Below are 20,327 nucleotides of genomic sequence, written 5' to 3'. Positions count from 1 at the left end.
GGCCGCCGCACGTCGGCGGCTCCGGCGAGTACCGTCATGGCCGTGGCGATAGTATGGTGGTAATCCGAACATCGTATTTAGAAGTTTCGTATTGAAAGGAACGCGAGGCATGGCAGACGCGCGTACTGATTCCGTGAAGTATCCTGATTTGGTTGTTGTGGGTGCTGGGTTGTTTGGTCTGACGGTGGCGCAGCAGGCGGTGGAGCATGCGGGTGCCCGTGTGCATATCATCGACGTGCGCGACCACATCGGCGGCAACGCCTACTCGTATATGGATGAGGAGACCGGCGCGGAGATCCATAAGTACGGGGCGCACCTGTTCCACACGTCCAACAAGCGTGTGTGGGATTACGTGAATCGTTTCACCTCGTTCACCGACTACGTGCATCGCGTGTATGCCACGCATGACGGCGAGGTCTATCCGCTGCCGATCAACCTGGGCACCATCAACCAGTTCTTCCACGCGCGTTACACGCCGGCCGAGGCGCAGAAGCTTATCGCCGAGCAGGCGGGCGAGCTGGCCGGCACCGATCCGCAGAACCTCAACGACAAGGGCATCCAGCTCATCGGCCGCCCCCTGTACGAGGCGTTCATCAAGAACTACACGGGCAAGCAGTGGCAGACCGATCCTGCCGAGCTGCCCGCGTCGATCGTCAAGCGTCTGCCGGTGCGCTTCAACTACGACAACCGCTATTTCAAGGACACGTGGGAGGGTCTGCCCGCGGACGGCTACACCAAGTGGATGGAACGCATGATCGACGATCCGCGCATCACGGTTTCGCTGGGCGTGGACTTCTTCGACGAATCCCAGCCGTACAACAAGAAGGCCCTGCGGGCCGCGGGCGTGCCGGTGGTGTACACGGGTCCGGTCGACCGTTACTTCGGTTACGAGCTTGGCGACCTGAAGTGGCGCACGGTGGACTTCAAGGAGGTCCGTTACGATGAGGGCGACCATTTCGGTTGCCCGGTGATGAACTTCTCCGACGCGGACGTGCCGTACACTCGTGCTATCGAGTTCAAGAACTTCAATCCGGAGCGCCGGGACCGGCAGAATCCGGACAAGACGGTGGTGTGGGAGGAGTACAGCCGTTTCGCGCGTCGTGGCGACGAGCCGTATTATCCGATCAACACCGATGCGGACAAGGCCCTGTACGCGCGGTACGAGGCCAAGGCCGCGGCCGAGCCGAAGACCGTGTTCGGCGGGCGGCTCGGCACGTACAAGTACTACGACATGCACCAGGTGATCGACACCGCCCTGACCGCCTACGAGGAGCAGGTCGCCCCGCTGCTCACCAAATGACCGTTCGCCGCACGGGCGTGCGGGCCGCCGCCAAGGAGTAGGCTTGGCACCATGAGACTCGCACGTTTTTCTTTGAATGATTCGCCGCGCTACGCCTTCGTGCAGAAGGACGAAACGGACGGCAAGGACTACCTCATCGAACTGGACGGCCACCCGCTGGCCGGCGACCAGGTCAAGCCCACCGGCACTCGTTACCCGGTCGACGGCGACGGCATCCGCCTGCTCTCCCCGGTCATCCCCTCCAAGGTCTACGGCCTAGCCAAGAACTATGAGGCGCACGCCCAGTTCATGCACGAGGCCGGCCATTCCGAAATCGCCCACGCGCCGGAAGACATGGTGATCTTCACCAAGCCGTCCACCTCGGTAATCGGCCCCGACGATCCGATCGTGTACCCCGCCTGCTCCAAGGACATGAACTTCGAGCCGGAAGTGGCCGTGGTGATGGGACGCATCGCCAAGAACGTGACCGTCGAGAACGCGATGGATTACGTGCTCGGCTTCACCTGCGTGAACGACGTGACGTTGCGCGATCTGCAGGGCATCGACCCCACGTGGACGCGCGCCAAGGGCTTCGACACCTCCTGCCCGCTCGGCCCGTGGATCGTGATGCGCGACGACCTCGACTGGAAGGACGCCAAGATTTCCTTCACGCTGAACGGCGAGGATGTGCCGATGGCGTCCGGCACCACCGCGAACCTGATTCACGGTATCCCCGAACAAATTGCCGCGATCTCGTCGTTCTCCACGCTGCTGCCCGGCGATGTGATCATGACCGGCACGCCGAACGCCTCCGGTCATCTTGATCCCGGCGACGAGGCCATCGTCCACGTCGAAGGCATCGGCGATCTGCGCAACGTTGTGGTGCGTGCGTGAGTTTGGCACCTGCATCATGTGGGCGTACCGTCCGATTCACGCCGTTGCCGCGCGTGATTTTACGTGTACGAAGAAGCCGCACCCGCGATTAATCGAATCCGGGTTTCCCGGACCGGTGATCGGGGTGCGGCTTGTGGGCGTGGAACGCCCGCGATTTTGTCAAGCATGGGCCTGACGGAGAGGATGACTGCCTCGTTGCGCTTGCCGGTTTTCAACTGATCATACTCCACAGTGTCAGTCATGGTGAGGATTTCGGGCCTTATCAGTATCACCTTTCTAGCCTAACAAGATATTCGGTGGTGTCTTCTTCAAACTTTTTCTGACCTGTCAAATGAAAACCATGCTTGTGGTAGAAAGAAATTGCTCTAACATTCTTCTCTAATGCCCATAGATTATTCGCATGGAGTTCTTTAATCGCAAATTCGATCAGTTCATTGCCGATTCCCTCGCTTTGAAAAGACGTATCTACATATAATTTACAGATTTCTGTTCCGTCCATCTGAACAAAACCCTTTATCAATCCATCATCAGATACATATATGTTATTGATGATTTCATCTTTCTTGAAGTAATTATCTACCAATGAAACAACTTGTAACTCTCCAAAAGAGAAGCTTTCATCTTTGAATATAGGGAAGAAATTTACCCTATTATTAAATACATATATTTCAGCGATTCTTGATAAATCATCTACTGTTGCTTTCCTGATGCACATCTTAATATCTCCTCTACGGATTCCGAATCTGTTCTTACGGCTTCACAATAGCAATCAATTCATCTCCATCCTTTTCCTCGGTTTCAACAAATCCAGACAGGTAGTATAACTGACTGGCAACTTTATTCCAGGTTCATAAGATAACCAGCAGTATTCCGCTTTGCCGCAGGAATGCTTCTATGGATTCTTCACTGGGCAATGTGGCAAAGATTCGTCTGATCTTGTGGAAGAGATGGGTGGAATATTGCGGAACATGAAAACTTGAGTCACATGCACTCAAGTTTTGGGAATAGAATGGGTTCCAGGTCGGTTGACCATATCAGACAACGACAAGTTGCGGTCTGCCGCAACGCTCGCAGGACTTTCGAAGCCTGCGAGCCGCACTGCGCGGACCGCATGATATGGAGGAATACGATATGGAACAGAAGTTCACCACCATGGCCCAGGAGGCCGTCGGCGACGCCATCCAGAGTGCGTCCGCCGCGGGAAACGCGCAGGTCGAAACCCTGCACGTCATGGACGCGCTGCTGCGCCAGGAGAACGGCGTGGTGCGTTCGCTGATCGAAGCCGCGGGCGGAGACCCGCAGGCCATCGGCGCGGCGGTGCGCAACGCCTTGGTCGCCCTGCCAAGCGCATCCGGTTCCAGCACATCACAGCCGCAGGCCAGCCGTCAGCTGACCGCCGCCATCGCCCAGGCCGAAAAGGAAATGCAGCAGATGGGCGACGAATACGTCTCCACCGAACATCTGCTCATCGGCATCGCGGCCAGCAAGCCGAACCAGTCGGCCGAAATCCTGGAGAAGAACGGCGTCACCGCCGCCTCCCTGCGCAAGGCCGTGCCCGGTGTGCGCGGCGGCGCGAAAGTCACCAGCCCGGACGCGGAAGGCTCGTACAAGGCCCTGGAGAAGTACTCCACCGACCTGACGGCCGCCGCCAAGGAAGGCAAGCTGGACCCGGTCATCGGCCGTGACCAGGAAATCCGCCGCGTGATTCAGATCCTGAGTCGCCGCACCAAGAACAACCCGGTGCTGATCGGCGAGCCGGGCGTGGGCAAAACCGCCGTCGTCGAAGGCCTGGCCCAGCGCATCGTGGCGGGCGACGTGCCCACCACGCTGCAAGGCAAGAAGCTCATCTCCCTCGACCTGGGCTCCATGGTGGCCGGCTCGAAGTACCGCGGCGAATTCGAAGAGCGCCTGAAGAGCGTCCTGAACGAGATCAAGAACGCGGACGGCCAGATCATCACCTTCATCGACGAGATCCACACCATCGTCGGCGCCGGCGCGGCCGAAGGCTCGATGGACGCCGGCAATATGCTGAAGCCCATGCTGGCCCGCGGCGAACTGCGCCTGATCGGCGCGACCACGCTGGACGAATACCGCGAGAACATCGAGAAGGATCCGGCATTGGAACGCCGTTTCCAGCAGGTGTTCGTGGGCGAGCCGAGCGTGGAGGACACCATCGCCATCCTGCGTGGCCTCAAACAGCGTTACGAGGCGCACCACAAGGTGACGATCGGCGACGATGCGCTGGTCGCCGCCGCGACCCTCTCGAACCGGTACATCTCAGGCCGTCAACTGCCGGACAAGGCCATCGACCTGGTCGACGAGGCCGCCGCCCACCTGCGCATGGAACTCGACTCCTCGCCCGAGGAGATCGACGAACTGCAACGCAGGGTGACCCGTCTCGAAATGGAGGAGATGCAGCTCAGGAAGGCCGAGGACCCCGCGTCCAAGGAGCGTCTGGGCAAGCTGCAGGCCGAACTCGCGGACACCCGCGAGAGGCTCAGCGGACTCAAGGCGCGTTGGGATGCGGAACAGGCCGGGCACAACAAGGTCGGCGACCTGCGTGCCAAGCTCGATGACCTGCGCGTGCAGGCGGATAAGTACACCCGTGAAGGCAACCTCGCGGAAGCCTCGAAGATCCTCTACGGCGAGATCCCATCCATCCAAAAGGAGCTTGCCGCAGCGGAGAACGCCGACGCCGAATCCCAAGACTCCGGCGCCGGGCAGCCGGGCGCCGAACCGATGGTCCCGGACCGTGTGGACGCCGATTCGGTGGCCGGCATCGTCTCCGACTGGACCGGCATCCCCGTCGGACGCCTGATGCAGGGCGAAAACGAGAAGCTGCTCCACATGGAGGATTACCTCGGCAAGCGTGTGATCGGACAGAAGGAAGCCATCGCCGCCGTATCCGACGCGGTGCGCCGTTCGCGCGCCGGCATCTCCGACCCGAACCGTCCGACCGGCTCGTTCCTGTTCCTCGGCCCCACCGGCGTGGGCAAGACCGAACTGGCCAAGGCGCTCGCCGACTTCCTGTTCGACGACGAGAAGGCCATGGTCCGCATCGACATGTCCGAATACATGGAGAAAGCCTCGGTCTCCCGCCTGATCGGCGCCGCGCCGGGCTACGTGGGTTACGAGCAGGGCGGTCAGCTGACCGAAGCCGTGCGCCGCCGCCCGTACTCCGTGGTGTTGTTCGACGAGGTCGAGAAGGCCAATCCGGAGATCTTCGACGTGCTGCTGCAGGTGCTCGACGACGGCCGCCTGACCGATGGCCAAGGCAGGACCGTGGACTTCAAGAACACGATTCTGATCATGACCTCCAATCTCGGCTCGCAGTTCCTCGTGAACGACGACATGGACGCCGACGCCAAGAAGAAGGCCGTGATGGACGCCGTCCACATGAACTTCAAGCCGGAGTTCCTGAACCGTCTGGACGACATCGTCATGTTCCACCCGCTGACCCGCGATGAGCTCGGCGGCATCGTGGACATTCAGGTGGCCGGGGTGGCTCAGCGCCTGACCGACCGGCGTATCACGCTGGACGTCACCGCGGCGGCCCGCGAATGGCTGTCGAACACCGGGTATGATCCGGCGTACGGCGCCCGTCCGCTGCGCAGGCTGGTGCAGACCGAAGTGGGCGACCAGCTGGCCCGCATGCTGCTGGCCGGCAAGGTCCACGACGGCGACACCGTGCTCGTCGATCAGACCGGCGGCGAGCATCTGGAGCTCTCCGCACGTTCGGGCGGCGACGATCCGTCCGGCGACGACCAGTCCGTGAGCGTGGACGGGATTCAGGAAGACCGGTGACCGGACGATTCGCCCCCACGCCGTCGGGGCGCATGCATATCGGCAACGTGTACGCCATGTTGGGTGCATGGCTCTCGGCCCGTTCCCGTGGCGAACGCATGATGATGCGCATCGAAGACGTGGACGGGCCCCGCGTGGTCGCCGGCGCCGACCGGCTCATGATGGACGACCTGCATTGGCTCGGGCTTGACTGGGATGGTGAGCCGATGTTCCAGTCCCAGCGCACCGAACGATACGAGTATGCGCTGGAACGCCTGCGCTCGCAAGGCGTGCTGTATCCCTGCTTCTGTTCGCGCGCGGATATCCGCGCGGCGTCGGCGCCCAACGAGGGAGACGGTTTCACGGTGTATCCGGGCACATGCCGCCGCCTGTTGCGCGAGCATCCCGAGCAGGTGCGCGCCCGCCTGACGCGCGGCGACCGTCACTCCATCCGCATCGCCATGCCTGAGGCGGCCGTCGCCTTCACCGATGGCGTCTACGGGCCGCGTCGATACGACCTGGCCCGGGAAGTGGGCGATTGCGTGATTCGCCGGGCCGATGGGTTGTTCGGATACCAGTTGGCCGTGGTGGTCGATGATCTCGACATGGGCGTGGACGACATCGTGCGCGGGCGTGACCTGCTGCGCTCCACCGCATTGCAGATGCGGATTCGCAGGTGCCTGCTGGAGGGCGGCTTTGAACCGGAACATGGCGGCATCGACCCGTGCGCCGCCGGTCGGCCCGCAAGCCGTTGCGCCGCGCGCCCCGTATACGCGCATCTGCCGCTGATCGACAATGCGGCCGGACGCCGCCTCGCCAAACGAGAGCGGTCGCTCGACATGGGCGCCCTGCGGGCGCGCGGCGTCCGCCCGGAGCAGATCATCGGCTACTGTGCGTGGCTGCTTCGCCTACGGCCCGACCCCATCGCCTGTCCGCCCGCCGATCTGCTGGCCGACTTCAGTTGGACGCCGCTGCGCGGCGCGCATGACGATCGCATCCTGGATCCGGCCTCGCCGCACACGCCGGCATGGCTGGCCGAAGCCTTGTGAGCGCGGGCCGCCGGGCCGCGCAAAAACGTGCCGTCAGCCGGCGGGACCTTGCGTGCCGAGGTGACGGACCGCGGTAGGCTGAGCGTGGATGATTGGTCCGACACGGGAGGAACGTATGTCTTCATCGAAACTGTTCAGAAATGTGATCATCGGCGGCACCGTTGCCGCGGGCACCGCGGCCTGGGCGCTTGCGCCGCGCTCGTTCAACGACAAGCGCCGCAACTTCGTGCCTTCGGTTCCCGATGCGTGGTACGCCCACCGTGGTCTGCACGACGCCGGTTCCGGCCTGACCCATCGGTACGCCGCCGAATCCGGCGACTATGTGGCGCTCGCCCGCCGCATGGCCGAGAAAGCCGGCTACGGTTCCGCCAACGAAGCCGGCCCGATCGCCCCCGAGAATTCGCTGGCCTCCTTCGCCGCCGCCTGCGAGGCCGGGTATGGCATAGAACTCGATCTGCAGCTGACGCTCGACGGCCAGGTGGTCGTCGTGCATGACCCCGACCTGAAACGCGTGGCCGGCGATCCGCGCCGCATCGAAGACCTCACCTACGGCGAACTGACGCGCATCCCGTTGTTCCCCACGGCCCGGCCCGGCGATGCCGTCGCCGAACCATTGCCCGGCGCCGAGGAGGTGCCGCCGCTGGTCACCACGCCGTCCGCCGCGCCGGACGGCTACTACCAGCATGTGCCGCTGTTCTCCGACGTGCTTGCGGTGGTGAATGGCCGCGTTCCGCTGATCGTGGAATACAAGTTCGACGACAACGCCCATTGGGACGGACGCTGCGACGAACTGATGGACAAGGGTGCCGCGCTGCTCGCCCAGTACGAAGGCCCGTACGTGATCGAATCGTTCAACCCCCGTGCCGTGGAATGGTACAAGGTCAACCATCCCGAGGTGAATCGCGGGCAGTTGAGCTGGCCCGCCACCATCAAGGAGGACGGTGTGGCCGAATGGGCCGCCGGCCTGCTCGTGTTCGACTGGATGTCCCGCCCCGATTTCGTGGCCTACGACTGGGTCGGCGGCTCGTCGCCGCAGGTCAGGCTCGCGCGCGCGATGGGCGCGACCGCCGTGTCGTGGACCGTGCGCAGCCGTGACGAACTCGCCCAATGCGACGCTTACTTCGACCGTCATATCTTCGAGGCGTTCGTGCCCGACGAACGGTAAACCGCTTTACTGGTTCCCGACAGGCCGCCCACCACATTTGTCGTGGTGGGCGGCCTGTTTATTGGCATGCCATGACGGGGCGGTGAACGAGGCGAATATCAGACGTAATGGCGATGAAGCCATATTGAATTCTCAGTGATATCGATCCAGGGGCGTCGACTGCTGGGGTACCACTGAACGAGGTAACCGTCCATAGGAAAAATGCATAAACGGTCTTCGACCGGAAGGGGCCTTTGCATGTCTCAGGCAGTCGCACACATCCAAAAACCTAGCCAATCCCCGCCGTCATATGGCGCAGGTTCCCGTGCCAAGGCGCGATTCACCCTGCGCGACGTGACGTCGTCGCTGTATCTTGCGCCCGCGGCCATCGTGTTCCTCGTATTCATGGTGTATCCGCTGATTCGCACGTTCGTGCTGTCCATGTCGGGCACCGACATTCTCGGCCGACAGAGCAAGTTCGTGGGACTGCGCAATTTCCAGCGCGTGTTCAGCGATCCCGAATTCGGCAAAATCATGCTCAATACGTTGATGTTCGCCGTATACACGGTGATTCCCACGATTCTGCTGTCGCTGGTCATTGCGTTGATGCTGAACAAGGAATCCACCGTCAATCGTGTGTTCCGCACGATTTTCGCGCTGCCGTTCGCCTACTCGGTGTCGGCCGCGTCCATCATCTTCTCCGCCTTCTTCAATCCGGCCACTGGCCTGTTCAACGCCGCGCTGCAGAAAATCGGCATGCAGCCGGTGGGTTGGCTCACCGACCCGAAATTCGCGATGCCGGCCATCGCCATGACCACGGTGTGGATGAACATCGGCTACAACGTGCTGGTGCTGCTTGCCGGCCTGGGTTCGGTTCCGGAGGAGATCGTCGAAGCGGCTCGTCTGGACGGTGCTTCCGGTCTACGCCTGCAGACCTCGATCATGATTCCGCTGATCATGCCGCAGTTGTTCTTCCTGATCATCACCGACACCATCCAGTCGTTGGAAAGCTTCGGCCAGATTCATGTGCTCACCAAGGGTGGTCCGAACGCCTCCACCACCACGCTGGTATACGACATCTACATGCACGGTTTCGCCAACAACAGCTCCAATTTCGGCTACGCTTCGGCCGAGGCGTTGGTGCTGATCGTGGTGGTCGCCGTCATCACCCTGATCCAGTTCCTCACTGTTGGAAAGCAGGTGGATAACCAATGACCGCTTCCGTTCCCTCCGGTACCGTGTCGCGCGGCGCGACCGGCTCGCTGAGCCTTTCCCGCGCCAAATACATCGCCTCGAAGATCTTCGGCGTGCTGGTGCTGCTGTTTCTTGCCTTCCTCGTGGTCTTCCCGGTGTACTACTCGTTCGCCGGTTCGCTGATGAAGCAGGAGGACATCGCCAGTTATCCGCCCGCCGTCTGGCCGGTGCATGGCATCACCTGGAATAATCTCGCCACCGCGGCGCAGATCATTCCGCTTATGCGCCAATACGTCAACTCGCTGGGGGCCACGCTGGTGATCACCGTGGCGCAGGTGCTCACCTCCACTTTGGTGGCGTATGCGCTGGTGATCCTCAAAGTCAAGGGCCGTCGCGTGTGGTTCGTGCTGTTCCTGTCCACGATGATGATTCCGGGTGAATCCGTGATCATCCCGAACTATCTGACCATCTCTTCGCTCGGGCTGCGCAACACCTTCCTCGCACTGGTGCTTCCATTCCTCGCCAGTGGATTCGGCGTGTTCATGATGCATTCGTTCATGCGCCAGTTCCCGATGGAGCTGGTGGAAGCCGCGCGCATCGACGGTGCCTCGAACCTGCGCCTGCTATGGTCCGTAGTGCTTCCGCTAAGCCGCCCGGCCATCGCCTCGCTGGCCATCTACACCTTCCTGACTCACTGGAACGCCTTCTTCTGGCCCTTGCTGGTCACGGAGACACCGCAGATGCAGACCATCCAGATCGGCATCACGCAGCTGCAGTCGCCCGATGCCTTCAACCCGGGACTGGTGATGGCCGGCGCCGTTCTGGCCGTCATCCCCACGCTGTTCATCATCGTGTTCGGACAGCGTCAGATCGTGCGCGGTCTGACTGCTGGTTCGACCAAATGATCTGTGATTCATAACTCAATACCGACAACAACCAACCATTGACGTCGCCGACCATTGGCCGAGCTGAATGTCGACGTCAATCACCATCCCTCGGCCGGCGCTCGCTGGCCGACTGTCACCAATCACCGTCCGTCGGCCGTGTCGTATCCGGCATGCGGGCGGCTTATGAGGAGAACGAATAAGAATGAACAAGATTGCCACCCGTGCCATCGCCATCATCGCGGCGGTGGGTTCCATGGTTTCCTTGGCGGCATGCGGATCGGATACCGCTTCGAACGCCAACGTCCCTACGCCCAAAGAGTCCGACGGTTCCGTGACCGTGAACTTCTGGCACTCCATGTCCGGCACGAACGGTCAGGTGCTGGACAAGATGATCAATGAGTTCAACGCGCAGAACAAGGGCAAGATCACCGTCAAAGGCTTGTACCAAGGCAAGTATGATGAAGCGATCACCAAATACAAGTCGGCCGTGCAGTCGCAGTCCACGCCGACGCTGATGCAGATCTACGACATCGGTTCGCGCTTCATGATGGATTCCGGCACCGTCACGCCGATGCAGAATTTCATCGATAAAGACAAGTACGACACCTCCGATCTGCAGCCGAACGTGGCCGGGTACTACACCGTGAACGGCAAGCTGTATTCGATGCCGTTCAACACCTCCATGCCGGTGCTGTACTACAACAAGACGTTGTTCGAGAAGGCCGGGCTCGACCCGAACAAGGCACCGGAAACGCTGGATGAAGTGAAGGCCGCCGCCGAGAAGCTTTCTGAGAAGAATGGCGGACCCGCACAGTACGGCTTCAACGCCGCCGTCTACGGCTGGTACCTGGAGCAGGAGATCGCCGCCAGTGGCGAGCAGTACTGCGGTCCCGACAACGGCCGTGGCAAGGATCGCGTGTCGAAGTTCGACTTCGACAACGACGCCGCAGTCACGTTCATGAAGTGGTGGAAGGATATGGTCGACTCCGGCGTCTCCGGCAACACCGGTTCCGATACCACGGCGGCCATCAACGCCTTTGAAACCGGCAACATCGGCATCACCATCGAATCCACCGCCGATCTGGCCGGTGTGATGGACGCCGCCAAGCAGAAGGGCTTCGAAGTCGGTGTGGGGAACTACCCGAAGATCAAGAAGAACAACTCCGGCCCGATCGTCGGCGGCGGCTCCCTGTGGATTTCCAACGTAAAGCACTCCGACGAGGAGCAGCAGGCGGCTTGGCAGTTCGTCAAGTTCCTTTCCGACCCGAAGCGTCAGGCCGAATGGCACACCGGCACCGGTTACTTCCCGACCTCGAAGAAGGCGCTTGAGGAGCCGGCGGACGCCCAGTGGCGTCAGCAGTACCCGCAGTTCGATGTGGCGGTCAAGCAGTTGCAGAACACCAAGCTCACTCCCGCCACCCAGGGATGCTCCGCAGGTGTGATGCCGCAGGCCCGCAAGGGCGTGGAGAAGGCCGTCGAACAGATCTTCGAAGGCACCGATCCCAAGAAGGCTTTGAGCGATCAGGTCAAGGCGTTGCAGACGGATCTGGACGATTACAATAACTCGCTGTCCCAGAAGTGATGTGGTCGCGGTCCCTATGCCGCGACAATGACGACGGCCCGCCGCCCCGGAGGTTTTCGAGGAGGCGGGCCGTTTGCCATGCCCCGCATGATTGGGGCGCGCGCTGTTACTTGTGATACGGCTCGCCAGCGTTGATCTTGTATGCGCGATAGATCTGCTCCAACAGGATCACGCGCATGAGCTGATGGGGTACTACCAGCATGTGCCGCTGTTCTCCGATGTGCTGGACGTGGTGGCCGGCCAGGCTCCGCTGATCGTGAAATACAAGTTCAGCAACAACAAGGCTTGGGATGAGCGTAGCGAAGAGCTCATGGAAAAGGGCCACGCCTTGCTTGAGGCGTATGACGGCCCGTACGTGATCGAATCCTTCCACCCGGGCGCGGTGAATTGGTACAAGGAGCATCACCCTGAGGTGTGCCGTGGTCAGCTGAGCTGGCCGGCGAAGCTGAGCAAGAATGGTGCGGCTGAATGGGTCGCCGGCTTACTGGCGTTCGACTGGCTGTCTCGTCCTGATTTCGTGGCTTATGACTGGACCGGTGGCGCTTCACCGCAAGTCAAGCTCGCTCGTTCGATGGGTGCGATGCCGGTTTCATGGACCGTGCGCAGCAGCGATGAACTCGCCCAGTGCGCCCCCTACTTCGACCGCCACATCTTCGAAGCATTCGGCCCCGACGCAGTGTGAGGTTGAGGGCGTTATTGATGTGCCCATGGGGCGGTTACAGGCTCATCGGGCGGTAACTTGCCCATGGGGCGGTTTGAAGAATATGTGAAACCGCGGAATTAAGCCATTTTGGTATACCGCCCCATGAGGGTTTTACGGCCCCATGGGGCAATTACCGCCCCATGAGGGATTTCCCGCCCCATGAGGCATGGTGTTTCACTTGTGATACGGCTCGTGGGCGTTGATTTTGTACGCGCGATAGATCTGCTCCAACAGAATCACGCGCATGAGCTGATGCGGGAACGTCATCTTCGAGAAGCTCAGCAGAAAATCAGCACGACGCAGAATCGCGTCGTCAAGGCCGATTGAACCGCCGATGACCAGCTGAATATGGCTGGTACCACGCAATCCAAGGTCGTTGATTTTGGCGGCCAATTCTTCACTGGACAGCTGCTTGCCGTTGATGGCAAGGGCAATAACAAACGCCCCGTCCTTCAGATGCTTGGCGATGCGTTCGCCTTCTTTGGCCTTGATCTGTCGGCCAACGCCTTCAGAGGCGTGTTCGGGCGTCTTCTCATCCGCCACCTCGATGATGTTGAGCTTGCAGTAGCGCGAGAGCCGCTTGGAATATTCGGCGATGGCGTCGGTCAGATACCGTTCCTTGATCCGGCCGACGCAGACGATGTCGATGTTCATGTGTCAGTCGATGACGCCGTAGAGACGATCGCCGGCATCGCCCAGACCCGGCACGATGTAGCACTTGTCGTTGAGCTTCTCGTCCACCGCGCACACCACGACCTTGAATTCGATGGACGGGTCGATGTGCTCCTCGACGTACTTGATGCCTTCAGGCGCCGCGATGATGTTGATCGCGGTCACGTCCTTGGCGCCGCGTTCGGCCAGATAGTGCGTGGCGGCGACCAGCGTGCCGCCGGTGGCGAGCATCGGATCGATCAGGAAGCACTGGCGGCCGGACAGATCCTCGGGCAAACGGTTCGCATACGTCACCTGCTGGGTGGGATGCTCCTCGTCGCGCTTCATGCCAAGGAAGCCGACTTCGGCGGTGGGCATGAGGCGGGTCATGCCGTCGAGCATGCCGAGGCCCGCGCGCAGCACCGGCACGATGATCGGACGGGGTTCGGCCAGTTTCTTGCCGGTCATCGGGGCGACCGGCGTCTCGATCGGCGCGGCGACCACGGACAGGTTGCGCGTGGCCTCGTAGGCTTCAAGCATCACAAGCTCGGAGACGAGCTCGCGGAAAATGGAGGAGGGGGTGTTCTTGTCGCGCAGCACGGTGAGCTTGTGCTCGACCAGCGGATGATTCAAAACGTGAAGTTCCATGACTCCCAGCCTAGCCCATGATTCCCGGCCTGACGAACCGGGGCGACTGATGGCGTGAAGGGGAGTCCGAGGAAACGCGCCGGTTGCGGGCCGCGACGGTTGTAGGCCGCGCCGGTTGCGGGGCGCGCCGAACCTATAGGGCCATCCGCTTCCACTTGCGGATTTTCGTCCTGAACGATCCGAACGGGGCGACGGTGTTCACATGAATGAACCTGTACACTTCCCATACCGCCGTTTTGGTGGCGTCGTCGGCCCATTGCCTCATATGCGGCTTGAACAGCTCATCCTCGCTCATCGCATCGATCATGGCGTATATGGCGTCGACGTTGTCGGTCAACATGCCCTTCAGCTCCCGCAGCGAAAGGTGGGCGTAGGTGTCGGTGAACCACTGGTACAGCTTTCCGAGCTGGTTCCACTTGAACTCGTCCGACGGCGTTCGCACCGGAAGGCCCTTCCGCTCGCGATCCTCCCACTGCAGCAGCAGGGTGGTCCAACCGACTTGATAGGCGAGGTTTTCCGCCGGGGTCCTCTCGACCTCGTCGGTGCGCTTGTCTTTCAGGGCTTCCGGAATGTCGTCGAACTCCGCAATGTATTTTCGAAACGCCGCGCCGATCTCCTTTTTGAGCTCCTGCGCGTTCTCGTATGTTCTCACCATGCACCTCTCCATCCTGACGCAATGCGTCGCTGCGACGATACGGGCATTGTATCAGTCCGGTGGATGCCGCGACGTCAGTGGAGGGCTGGTGTCCGGGTCTGTCTGAACTCCATGTGAACAAGATGAATTCTCTGACTTGTGCGCGTATAGTCCTGATGAATTTCTCCCCCCGCTGTATCTCCTCGTGTCATGCTGGTGCTGATCGCCGCCGAAACGCCGAAATATGGGAGTGGGTGGATATGGGAATCTCAATCAAGAATCTCAGGAAGGTGTATGAGAACGGATATGAGGCCCTGAAGGATATCAGCCTTGATATTCAAGACGGAGAACTGGTCTGCCTGCTTGGTCCCAGCGGCTGCGGCAAAAGCACTACGCTGAACATCATCGCGGGTCTTCTGGATCCCACTTCCGGCGATATCGCCATCGACGGCCAATCCGTCGTCGGACTGCATCCCAAGAATCGCAACATCGGGATGGTCTTCCAGAATTATGCCCTCTACCCGCATATGACGGTATTGGAGAACGTCATGTTTCCGCTGCGTGTGGGAGAACATCGCCGCAGCAGGGAAGAGGCGGCGAAGATCGCCCACAAGTTCATGGACATGACGAACATCGAGAATCTGGCGGACAAGAAACCTTCCGCGTTGTCGGGCGGGCAGCAGCAGCGTGTGGCCATCGCTCGTGCACTCGTGCAGACTCCCCGGGTGCTGCTGCTAGACGAGCCGTTGAGCAATTTGGATGCGCGTCTACGGTTGCATATTCGCGAGGAGATTCGCCGTCTGGTCAAGGGGACGGGCATCACCACGATCTTCGTCACTCACGATCAGGAGGAGGCGCTGTCGATTTCCGATCGCATCGTGCTGATGAACGAGGGTGTGGTGCAGCAGTACGACAATCCGCAAAAACTCTATCTCGACCCGGCCAACCTGTTTGTGGCGCAGTTCATGGGAAGTCCGATCATCAATATCTTCGACATGAGATTCGACCGTTCTGACGGCATGCTGCGGGGAAAGGCCTTCGACATCGCGCTCGCGGATCTTGATGGTTCCCGGTTCCGCGCCGACGCCGCGGGCGGAATGCTGACGGAGGAGCGCTACAAGGTCGGCATTCGTCCTGAATATTTCCTGACGGAGCCCGTGAAAGGGCATGCCGATGGATTCAAGCCGGCGTTTGAGGCCGAAATCGAGTCTTTGGAAATGATCGGCCGTTATGCCGTCCTGCATTTTGACGCCGGCGGGCAACATGCGCGCAGCGTGGTCGATGCACGCACGGGAATCCGCCAAGGGCAACGGGTCGCGTTCGCCATCGGGTATGACGATATATATCTGTTCTCCGAGGATGGAACGAGGGTGTACTGATATGGAAGAGAGGCGCGAGAAGTCGATTGCGGTGACTGCCCTGAATGAGGGCGGGGGAGGGAAATCTCATCGCTCAGGTCGATATTCCGCCGAGCGGCAGCCCCATGCGTGGCTGTTGCTGTTCCCGGCCTTGGCGCTGATCACCGTGTTCAATCTGCTTCCCCTGGTGCGTATCTTCATCATGTCGCTGCAGGGCGGGACGTTGACCCGTCAACGGTTTGTGGGAATGCGTAATTTTGTTTTCGTGTTCGCGGATCCCGAATTCCGCAAGGCCATCGCCAATACGGCGCTGTTCGCATTCGTCGTGGTGTCGGTCGGGCTGGTGCTGTCGATGGCGGTGGCCGTGGCCATCAATGGAAAGCTTCGCGGAGGCAGGGTCTTCGAAATCCTGTTCTTCATCCCCTATCTGACCTCGGTGATCGCCATCGGCATGGTGTTCCGGTATCTGTTCAACGGCGATTACGGTCTTGTCAATTACGTGTTGGGTCTGTGCGGCCTTGGACCCTATGATTTTCTCAACGATCCGAAGTTCAATATGCCCACGCTCATCATCTTCGGCATATGGTCGTCCCTGGCGTTCAACATCATCATTCTGTTGTCGGGCCTGCGCGGCATAGACAAGGAATATTACAAGGTGGCCGACATGTTCGGCGCCACGGCCTGGGAGAAGTTCCGCCGGATCACGTTGCCGCAGATGGTGCCGATTCTGACGTTCCTGTCCATCGTGGATTTCATCAATTCCTTCAAGGTGTATACGGAGGTGTACGCCTTGTTCAACGGGAAGGCCGGTATCGGCGATAGCGCCACGACGGCGGTGTTCTACGTGTTCAACAAGTTCTACGTGGACAACAAGTATGGGCAGGGCATGGCCGCGGCGGTGGTGCTGTTCCTGGTGATTCTGGCTTTCACCATCATCCAAGGCATCGTATTGAGGAGGCTGGCGAAGTGAGGTTTCTCGGTAAGGGTCTGGTCTACGTGTTCGTCATCGTCATGGCGGCGCTTACGCTCTTCCCGTTCCTGTACATGCTGTCCAGCAGCCTGATGACCTATCAGGAGGTCACGAGCATCCCGCCGACGATAGTGCCTCACGTCCCGCAGTGGCACAATTTCGTCGAAGCCATGAGGCAGGCGCCGTTCCCCCGTTATTTCCTCAACACGGTACTGGTGTCCGGGTTGTCGACGTTGGGCACGATCATCACCACCGTACTTGCGGCCTTCGCCTTGGTGAGGTTGCGTTTCCGTTTCAAGAAGGCGTTGATGATGGGCATGATGGCGTTGCTCATGGTTCCGTATGAGGTCGTTGTGTTCACCAACTATCGCACGATCAACCAGCTGGGTTTGCTGGATACGTATTGGGCGTTGATCTTGCCCTCCTTGGCAAGCGTGTTCTACATCTTCTATTTGCAGCAGTACCTGTCGTCCATACCGGCGGCATATTACAACGCGGCGAAGGTCGACGGGTGCGGTGATCTCGAATTCATCTGGAAAGTGATGATTCCGATGAGCAGGCCCGCTTTGTTCACCATGGCGTTGCTGCTGTTCATCGGCGGCTGGAATTCGTTCCTCTGGCCGATTCTCGTCACCAACAGCACGGATATGCGTCTGATCAGCAACGGTCTGAGCGCGTTCGCTACTGAGACCGGCACGGCGGTACAACTTCAGATGGCGGCCAGCACGGCCACGATTGTGCCGATATTGGTGCTGTACTTCATCTTCCATAAGCAAATCATCGAAGGAGTGTCCAGCAATGGCATCAAGGGATAACGATCTGCGCGACAAAACGCGCATCACGTTCTACCGGGGCATCCGCACGATCGGAGGCAATCTCATCGAGGTGTCCTATGGCGATAGCCGCATCGTGTTCGACTGCGGTTGCGAATATAACCCTGCCGCTCCCAAGCAGCCCCGAGATCTCGCCGATCTCATCTCGCAAGGCTACGTACCGTATCTGCCGGCGATATTCGACCGCACGATAGACGTGCCCGGTCACCACTGGTCTGCGGACCCGTATGCGCACAGTGCGGTCTTCGTCTCGCATGCGCATCTCGACCATTCCAAGATGCTCAACTATATCGATTCCGCCATCCCCGTCTACGCTTCGCAGAACACCAAGAGGGTGCTCGAAGCCATGAACGTGAACGACGATTTCGATTTCCCGCCGTATCGCAAGGATTGCGGCCATACTCGGCCGATTACCGGCGTGGAGCCCAACGGCGTCGTGCGTGTCGGTTCCATCTCGGTCACGGTCATGCCCGTAGACCACGATGCCTACGGTGCGTCCGGTCTGCGCGTCGTCACGCCTGACGCGGTCATCGCGTACACGGGCGACATTCGTTTCCACGGATTTCTTGAGCATGACACCCGTGCGTTCCTCCAAGCGAACGCGGGTGCCGATGCGCTCATCATGGAAGGCACGTCGATCTCCTTCCGCAAGCCGGGTGATCCCGTCGACCGCCCGGAGACCACCGAGCAGCAGGTGTGCGATCGCATCGAGGCGCTCGTTCGGGACAATCCGCATCGTCAGATCACGTTCAACTACTATCTGACGAACATCGAACGAATCCAGCACATCATCGTGTCCAGTCCGCGCACCGTCGTGCTCAGTGCGTACGCGGCTTTCGTCTACACTTCCGTGACCGGTGACCCCGTGCATTACTACCGTCTGAATGATGATCGTGATTATTCGTCGCTCGACTCGACGCTGGAGATTCCGTTCGATGAACTGCTGTCCGATCAGGATGCGTATCTGTGGCAGCTCGACGATCGTGCGAGAGCCGCACATCTGCACGATCTTCGACGCAACGGATTGTATGTGCACACGGGTGCCGCGCCTCTCGGAGAATACGACCCCGCGTATAAGCCGTTCTTCCAAGGATTCGCCGATCAGGATGTCGAAGCCGTCACGATTTCGTGCTCCGGACACGCCACGGTGGAGAAGGCGTTCGAGATCATCGATGCGGTGCGTCCCCGTCTGCTGTTCCCGGTGCATGGCGAGCATCCCGAACGGTATCGCAACGATTATGGAGCGATGATCTTGCCCGAACCGGGGTTGACTGTTGAGCTGTGAGCTGTGAGCCGTGAACCGGCGTGTTGCCGGTTGCGTCATTGCCGAGACTTTTCCGGGGAATTGTTCCACGGAAAACAGGAAAAGAAACAAGCAAACGGAAACCAATGGAATCAGAAAAGGAATGGAATCATGACACTACACGGTAATATGCGTGCGAAAGCGGTGCTGACCGCATTGATGGCTGGCGTGCTAGCCTTATCTGGATGCGGCTCGACCAGCGCGGCGAGCGATGGTGGACAATCCGACAAGATCGTCTCCGACATCAAAGGAAACGTTGAGATCACGTTCTGGCACGGCATGACAGGCAACCAGGAGAAGACCCTGCAGAGCCTGACCGATACGTTCATGAAACAGAACCCGAACATCAAGGTGACTTTGCAGAACCAGTCCAGCTACAGTGACCTGCAGCAGAAGCTCACCGCCACGATGCAGAGCCCGAAGGATTTGCCGACCATCACCCAGGCGTACCCGAGCTGGCTGGTCGACGCGATCTCCGATGGTCAGGTCGTCAACCTTGACCCCTACATCGCATCCAAGGACGGCAATCTTGCATTCGACAACTGGGACGATGTGCTGCCCGGCCTGCGCGATGGCGTGAAGATCGACGGCAAGACGTATGGCATGCCGTTCAACAAGTCCACTGAGGTGCTGTGGTACAACAAGACCATGCTCGACGAGCTGGGACTCAAGGTGCCCACCACGTATGACGAGCTCGCCGAAACCTCCAAGAAAATCGAGAGCGCGAAGGGCATTCCCGGCGCGGGCTTCGACTCGCTGTCGAACTACTACATCACCTATATGAAGAACGAGGGGGTGACGTTCGGCAAGGGCCTCGATGTGACCGGCGAGAAGTCCGCCAAGGCCTTCGACTACTACGACAAAGGCGTCAAGGATGGCTACTTCCGCATCGCCGGCACCGACAAGTACATGTCCGGTCCGTTCTCCAACCAGAAGGTCGCCATGTATGTTGGGTCCAACGCCGGTGAATCCTTCGTTAAGAAGGGCGCCGAGGGCAAGTTTGAATATGGTGTGGTGCCGTATCCGGCGAAGCACACGATGCAGCAGGGCACCGATATCTACATGTTCTCCTCGGCCAGCCCCGAGCAGCGCACGGCGGCCTATCTGTATGAGAAGTTCCTGACGTCCAAGGACAGCCAGATTGAGTGGGCGATCGGTACCGGTTACATTCCTGTTCGTAAGTCCGCGATCGCCGATGCCAAGTATGCCAACTCGGGCAGTGCCATTGCGCCCATCTTGGCTGATGCCACCAAGAACCTGTTCACCATTCCGTTGACGCCCGGCATGCAACAGGCCAGCGACGATGTGCAGAAGTCCTTGGAGAGCGTGCTTTCCGGTGCGGGTGACGTCAAGTCTTCGCTGAGCACGCTCAAGCCGACGTTCGATTCGGATTGGGAACAGTGACCGCTGTATTC

General features: G+C 60.1%; 17 protein-coding genes and 3 pseudogenes. 14 read left to right on the top strand and 6 right to left on the bottom strand.

Going from position 1 to position 20,327, the window contains the following annotated elements; translation table 11 throughout:
* Positions 1 to 109 precede the first annotated feature (109 nt).
* Both glf and BLIJ_RS12270 read left to right on the top strand, forming a co-directional pair.
* A complete protein-coding gene (gene glf / locus BLIJ_RS12275; protein WP_012578598.1) occupies positions 110 to 1,300 on the top strand; it encodes a UDP-galactopyranose mutase in 1,191 nt (396 codons plus the stop codon).
* Positions 1,301 to 1,351: 51 nt separating this feature from the next.
* A complete protein-coding gene (locus tag BLIJ_RS12270; RefSeq protein ID WP_012578597.1) occupies positions 1,352 to 2,173 on the top strand; it encodes a fumarylacetoacetate hydrolase family protein in 822 nt (273 codons plus the stop codon).
* Positions 2,174 to 2,319: 146 nt separating this feature from the next.
* On the opposite strand, the pseudogene BLIJ_RS14815 reads toward BLIJ_RS12270, so the two are convergent.
* Together BLIJ_RS14815 and BLIJ_RS12260 are read right to left on the bottom strand one after the other, a co-directional pair.
* Positions 2,320 to 2,424: pseudogene (locus tag BLIJ_RS14815) on the bottom strand (MFS transporter); the annotation flags it as partial.
* Positions 2,425 to 2,441: 17 nt separating this feature from the next.
* Positions 2,442 to 2,888 carry a GNAT family N-acetyltransferase gene (locus BLIJ_RS12260; protein WP_012578596.1) on the bottom strand — a complete coding sequence of 149 codons (447 nt, stop codon included), beginning with the start codon at positions 2,886 to 2,888 and terminating at the stop codon, positions 2,442 to 2,444.
* Positions 2,889 to 3,304: 416 nt separating this feature from the next.
* Between BLIJ_RS12260 and clpB the strand changes: the two genes are divergently transcribed.
* From clpB to BLIJ_RS12230, 6 genes are all read left to right on the top strand, one after another.
* Entirely contained in the window at positions 3,305 to 5,977 is a 2,673-nt protein-coding gene (gene clpB / locus BLIJ_RS12255; RefSeq protein ID WP_012578595.1) for an ATP-dependent chaperone ClpB, read from the top strand.
* Positions 5,974 to 7,005: a glutamyl-Q tRNA(Asp) synthetase gene (locus BLIJ_RS12250; protein WP_012578594.1), complete on the top strand. Its 1,032-nt coding sequence runs from the start codon at positions 5,974 to 5,976 to the stop codon at positions 7,003 to 7,005. The genes clpB and BLIJ_RS12250 overlap by 4 nt, the downstream gene beginning before the upstream one ends.
* 115 nt (positions 7,006 to 7,120) lie before the next feature.
* Positions 7,121 to 8,170 (top strand): glycerophosphodiester phosphodiesterase family protein, encoded by a 1,050-nt coding sequence (locus BLIJ_RS12245; RefSeq protein ID WP_012578593.1) that lies wholly within the window; start codon positions 7,121 to 7,123, stop codon positions 8,168 to 8,170.
* A gap of 237 nt (positions 8,171 to 8,407) precedes the next feature.
* Positions 8,408 to 9,364, top strand: a complete 957-nt coding sequence (locus tag BLIJ_RS12240; RefSeq protein WP_012578592.1) for a carbohydrate ABC transporter permease — start codon at positions 8,408 to 8,410, stop codon at positions 9,362 to 9,364.
* Complete coding sequence (locus BLIJ_RS12235; protein ID WP_012578591.1) at positions 9,361 to 10,248, top strand: carbohydrate ABC transporter permease; 888 nt, start codon at positions 9,361 to 9,363, stop codon at positions 10,246 to 10,248. Before BLIJ_RS12240 ends, BLIJ_RS12235 begins: the two co-directional genes overlap by 4 nt.
* A 184-nt stretch (positions 10,249 to 10,432) precedes the next feature.
* The gene (locus tag BLIJ_RS12230) at positions 10,433 to 11,812 is read left to right on the top strand and encodes an ABC transporter substrate-binding protein (RefSeq protein WP_012578590.1); all 1,380 of its coding nucleotides are present in this window, start codon (positions 10,433 to 10,435) and stop codon (positions 11,810 to 11,812) included.
* Positions 11,813 to 11,918: 106 nt separating this feature from the next.
* Here BLIJ_RS12230 and BLIJ_RS13990 read toward each other — a convergent pair.
* Positions 11,919 to 12,011, bottom strand: a pseudogene (locus tag BLIJ_RS13990) (23S rRNA (pseudouridine(1915)-N(3))-methyltransferase RlmH); the annotation flags it as partial.
* Between BLIJ_RS13990 and BLIJ_RS12225 the strand changes: the two are divergent.
* Positions 12,000 to 12,494, top strand: a pseudogene (locus tag BLIJ_RS12225) (PI-PLC domain-containing protein); the annotation flags it as partial. The pseudogenes BLIJ_RS13990 and BLIJ_RS12225 sit on opposite strands and share 12 nt — an antisense overlap.
* A 195-nt stretch (positions 12,495 to 12,689) precedes the next feature.
* Here BLIJ_RS12225 and rlmH read toward each other — a convergent pair.
* The 3 genes from rlmH to BLIJ_RS12210 form a co-directional block, all read right to left on the bottom strand.
* Entirely contained in the window at positions 12,690 to 13,169 is a 480-nt protein-coding gene (gene rlmH, locus BLIJ_RS12220) for a 23S rRNA (pseudouridine(1915)-N(3))-methyltransferase RlmH (RefSeq protein WP_012578589.1), read from the bottom strand.
* A 3-nt stretch (positions 13,170 to 13,172) separates the two neighbouring features.
* The gene (gene upp, locus BLIJ_RS12215; protein ID WP_012578588.1) at positions 13,173 to 13,814 is read right to left on the bottom strand and encodes a uracil phosphoribosyltransferase; all 642 of its coding nucleotides are present in this window, start codon (positions 13,812 to 13,814) and stop codon (positions 13,173 to 13,175) included.
* A gap of 133 nt (positions 13,815 to 13,947) precedes the next feature.
* Positions 13,948 to 14,469, bottom strand: a complete 522-nt coding sequence (locus BLIJ_RS12210) for a ClbS/DfsB family four-helix bundle protein (RefSeq protein WP_012578587.1) — start codon at positions 14,467 to 14,469, stop codon at positions 13,948 to 13,950.
* Positions 14,470 to 14,708: 239 nt separating this feature from the next.
* Between BLIJ_RS12210 and BLIJ_RS12205 the strand changes: the two genes are divergently transcribed.
* The 5 genes from BLIJ_RS12205 (at position 14,709) to BLIJ_RS12185 (ending at position 20,316) form a co-directional block, all read left to right on the top strand.
* Complete coding sequence (locus tag BLIJ_RS12205; protein WP_012578586.1) at positions 14,709 to 15,827, top strand: ABC transporter ATP-binding protein; 1,119 nt, start codon at positions 14,709 to 14,711, stop codon at positions 15,825 to 15,827.
* Position 15,828: 1 nt separating this feature from the next.
* On the top strand, positions 15,829 to 16,776 hold the full coding sequence (locus BLIJ_RS12200) for a carbohydrate ABC transporter permease (RefSeq protein ID WP_012578585.1): 948 nt from the start codon (positions 15,829 to 15,831) through the stop codon (positions 16,774 to 16,776).
* Positions 16,773 to 17,591 carry a carbohydrate ABC transporter permease gene (locus BLIJ_RS12195; protein ID WP_012578584.1) on the top strand — a complete coding sequence of 273 codons (819 nt, stop codon included), beginning with the start codon at positions 16,773 to 16,775 and terminating at the stop codon, positions 17,589 to 17,591. The genes BLIJ_RS12200 and BLIJ_RS12195 overlap by 4 nt, the downstream gene beginning before the upstream one ends.
* Positions 17,575 to 18,894: an MBL fold metallo-hydrolase gene (locus tag BLIJ_RS12190; RefSeq protein WP_012578583.1), complete on the top strand. Its 1,320-nt coding sequence runs from the start codon at positions 17,575 to 17,577 to the stop codon at positions 18,892 to 18,894. The genes BLIJ_RS12195 and BLIJ_RS12190 overlap by 17 nt, the downstream gene beginning before the upstream one ends.
* 129 nt (positions 18,895 to 19,023) lie before the next feature.
* Positions 19,024 to 20,316 (top strand): ABC transporter substrate-binding protein, encoded by a 1,293-nt coding sequence (locus BLIJ_RS12185; protein WP_012578582.1) that lies wholly within the window; start codon positions 19,024 to 19,026, stop codon positions 20,314 to 20,316.
* The last annotated feature ends 11 nt before the right edge of the window (positions 20,317 to 20,327 follow it).

The sequence above is a fragment of the Bifidobacterium longum subsp. infantis ATCC 15697 = JCM 1222 = DSM 20088 genome (assembly GCF_000269965.1).
In the GTDB taxonomy this organism is placed as follows: Bacteria; Actinomycetota; Actinomycetes; order Actinomycetales; family Bifidobacteriaceae; genus Bifidobacterium; species Bifidobacterium infantis.
This window is presented reverse-complemented; position numbering and strand designations above follow the sequence as displayed.

What these genes read in the sequence shown, in the direction of transcription:
- glf (WP_012578598.1), top strand. Translation starts at nt 110, where the DNA reads ATGGCAGACGCGCGTACTGATTCCGTGAAGTATCCTGATTTGGTTGTT.
- BLIJ_RS12270 (WP_012578597.1), top strand. Translation starts at nt 1,352, where the DNA reads ATGAGACTCGCACGTTTTTCTTTGAATGATTCGCCGCGCTACGCCTTC.
- BLIJ_RS12260 (WP_012578596.1), bottom strand. Translation starts at nt 2,888, where the DNA reads ATGTGCATCAGGAAAGCAACAGTAGATGATTTATCAAGAATCGCTGAA.
- clpB (WP_012578595.1), top strand. Translation starts at nt 3,305, where the DNA reads ATGGAACAGAAGTTCACCACCATGGCCCAGGAGGCCGTCGGCGACGCC.
- BLIJ_RS12245 (WP_012578593.1), top strand. Translation starts at nt 7,121, where the DNA reads ATGTCTTCATCGAAACTGTTCAGAAATGTGATCATCGGCGGCACCGTT.
- BLIJ_RS12240 (WP_012578592.1), top strand. Translation starts at nt 8,408, where the DNA reads ATGTCTCAGGCAGTCGCACACATCCAAAAACCTAGCCAATCCCCGCCG.
- BLIJ_RS12235 (WP_012578591.1), top strand. Translation starts at nt 9,361, where the DNA reads ATGACCGCTTCCGTTCCCTCCGGTACCGTGTCGCGCGGCGCGACCGGC.
- BLIJ_RS12230 (WP_012578590.1), top strand. Translation starts at nt 10,433, where the DNA reads ATGAACAAGATTGCCACCCGTGCCATCGCCATCATCGCGGCGGTGGGT.
- rlmH (WP_012578589.1), bottom strand. Translation starts at nt 13,169, where the DNA reads ATGAACATCGACATCGTCTGCGTCGGCCGGATCAAGGAACGGTATCTG.
- upp (WP_012578588.1), bottom strand. Translation starts at nt 13,814, where the DNA reads ATGGAACTTCACGTTTTGAATCATCCGCTGGTCGAGCACAAGCTCACC.
- BLIJ_RS12210 (WP_012578587.1), bottom strand. Translation starts at nt 14,469, where the DNA reads ATGGTGAGAACATACGAGAACGCGCAGGAGCTCAAAAAGGAGATCGGC.
- BLIJ_RS12205 (WP_012578586.1), top strand. Translation starts at nt 14,709, where the DNA reads ATGGGAATCTCAATCAAGAATCTCAGGAAGGTGTATGAGAACGGATAT.
- BLIJ_RS12200 (WP_012578585.1), top strand. Translation starts at nt 15,829, where the DNA reads ATGGAAGAGAGGCGCGAGAAGTCGATTGCGGTGACTGCCCTGAATGAG.
- BLIJ_RS12190 (WP_012578583.1), top strand. Translation starts at nt 17,575, where the DNA reads ATGGCATCAAGGGATAACGATCTGCGCGACAAAACGCGCATCACGTTC.
- BLIJ_RS12185 (WP_012578582.1), top strand. Translation starts at nt 19,024, where the DNA reads ATGACACTACACGGTAATATGCGTGCGAAAGCGGTGCTGACCGCATTG.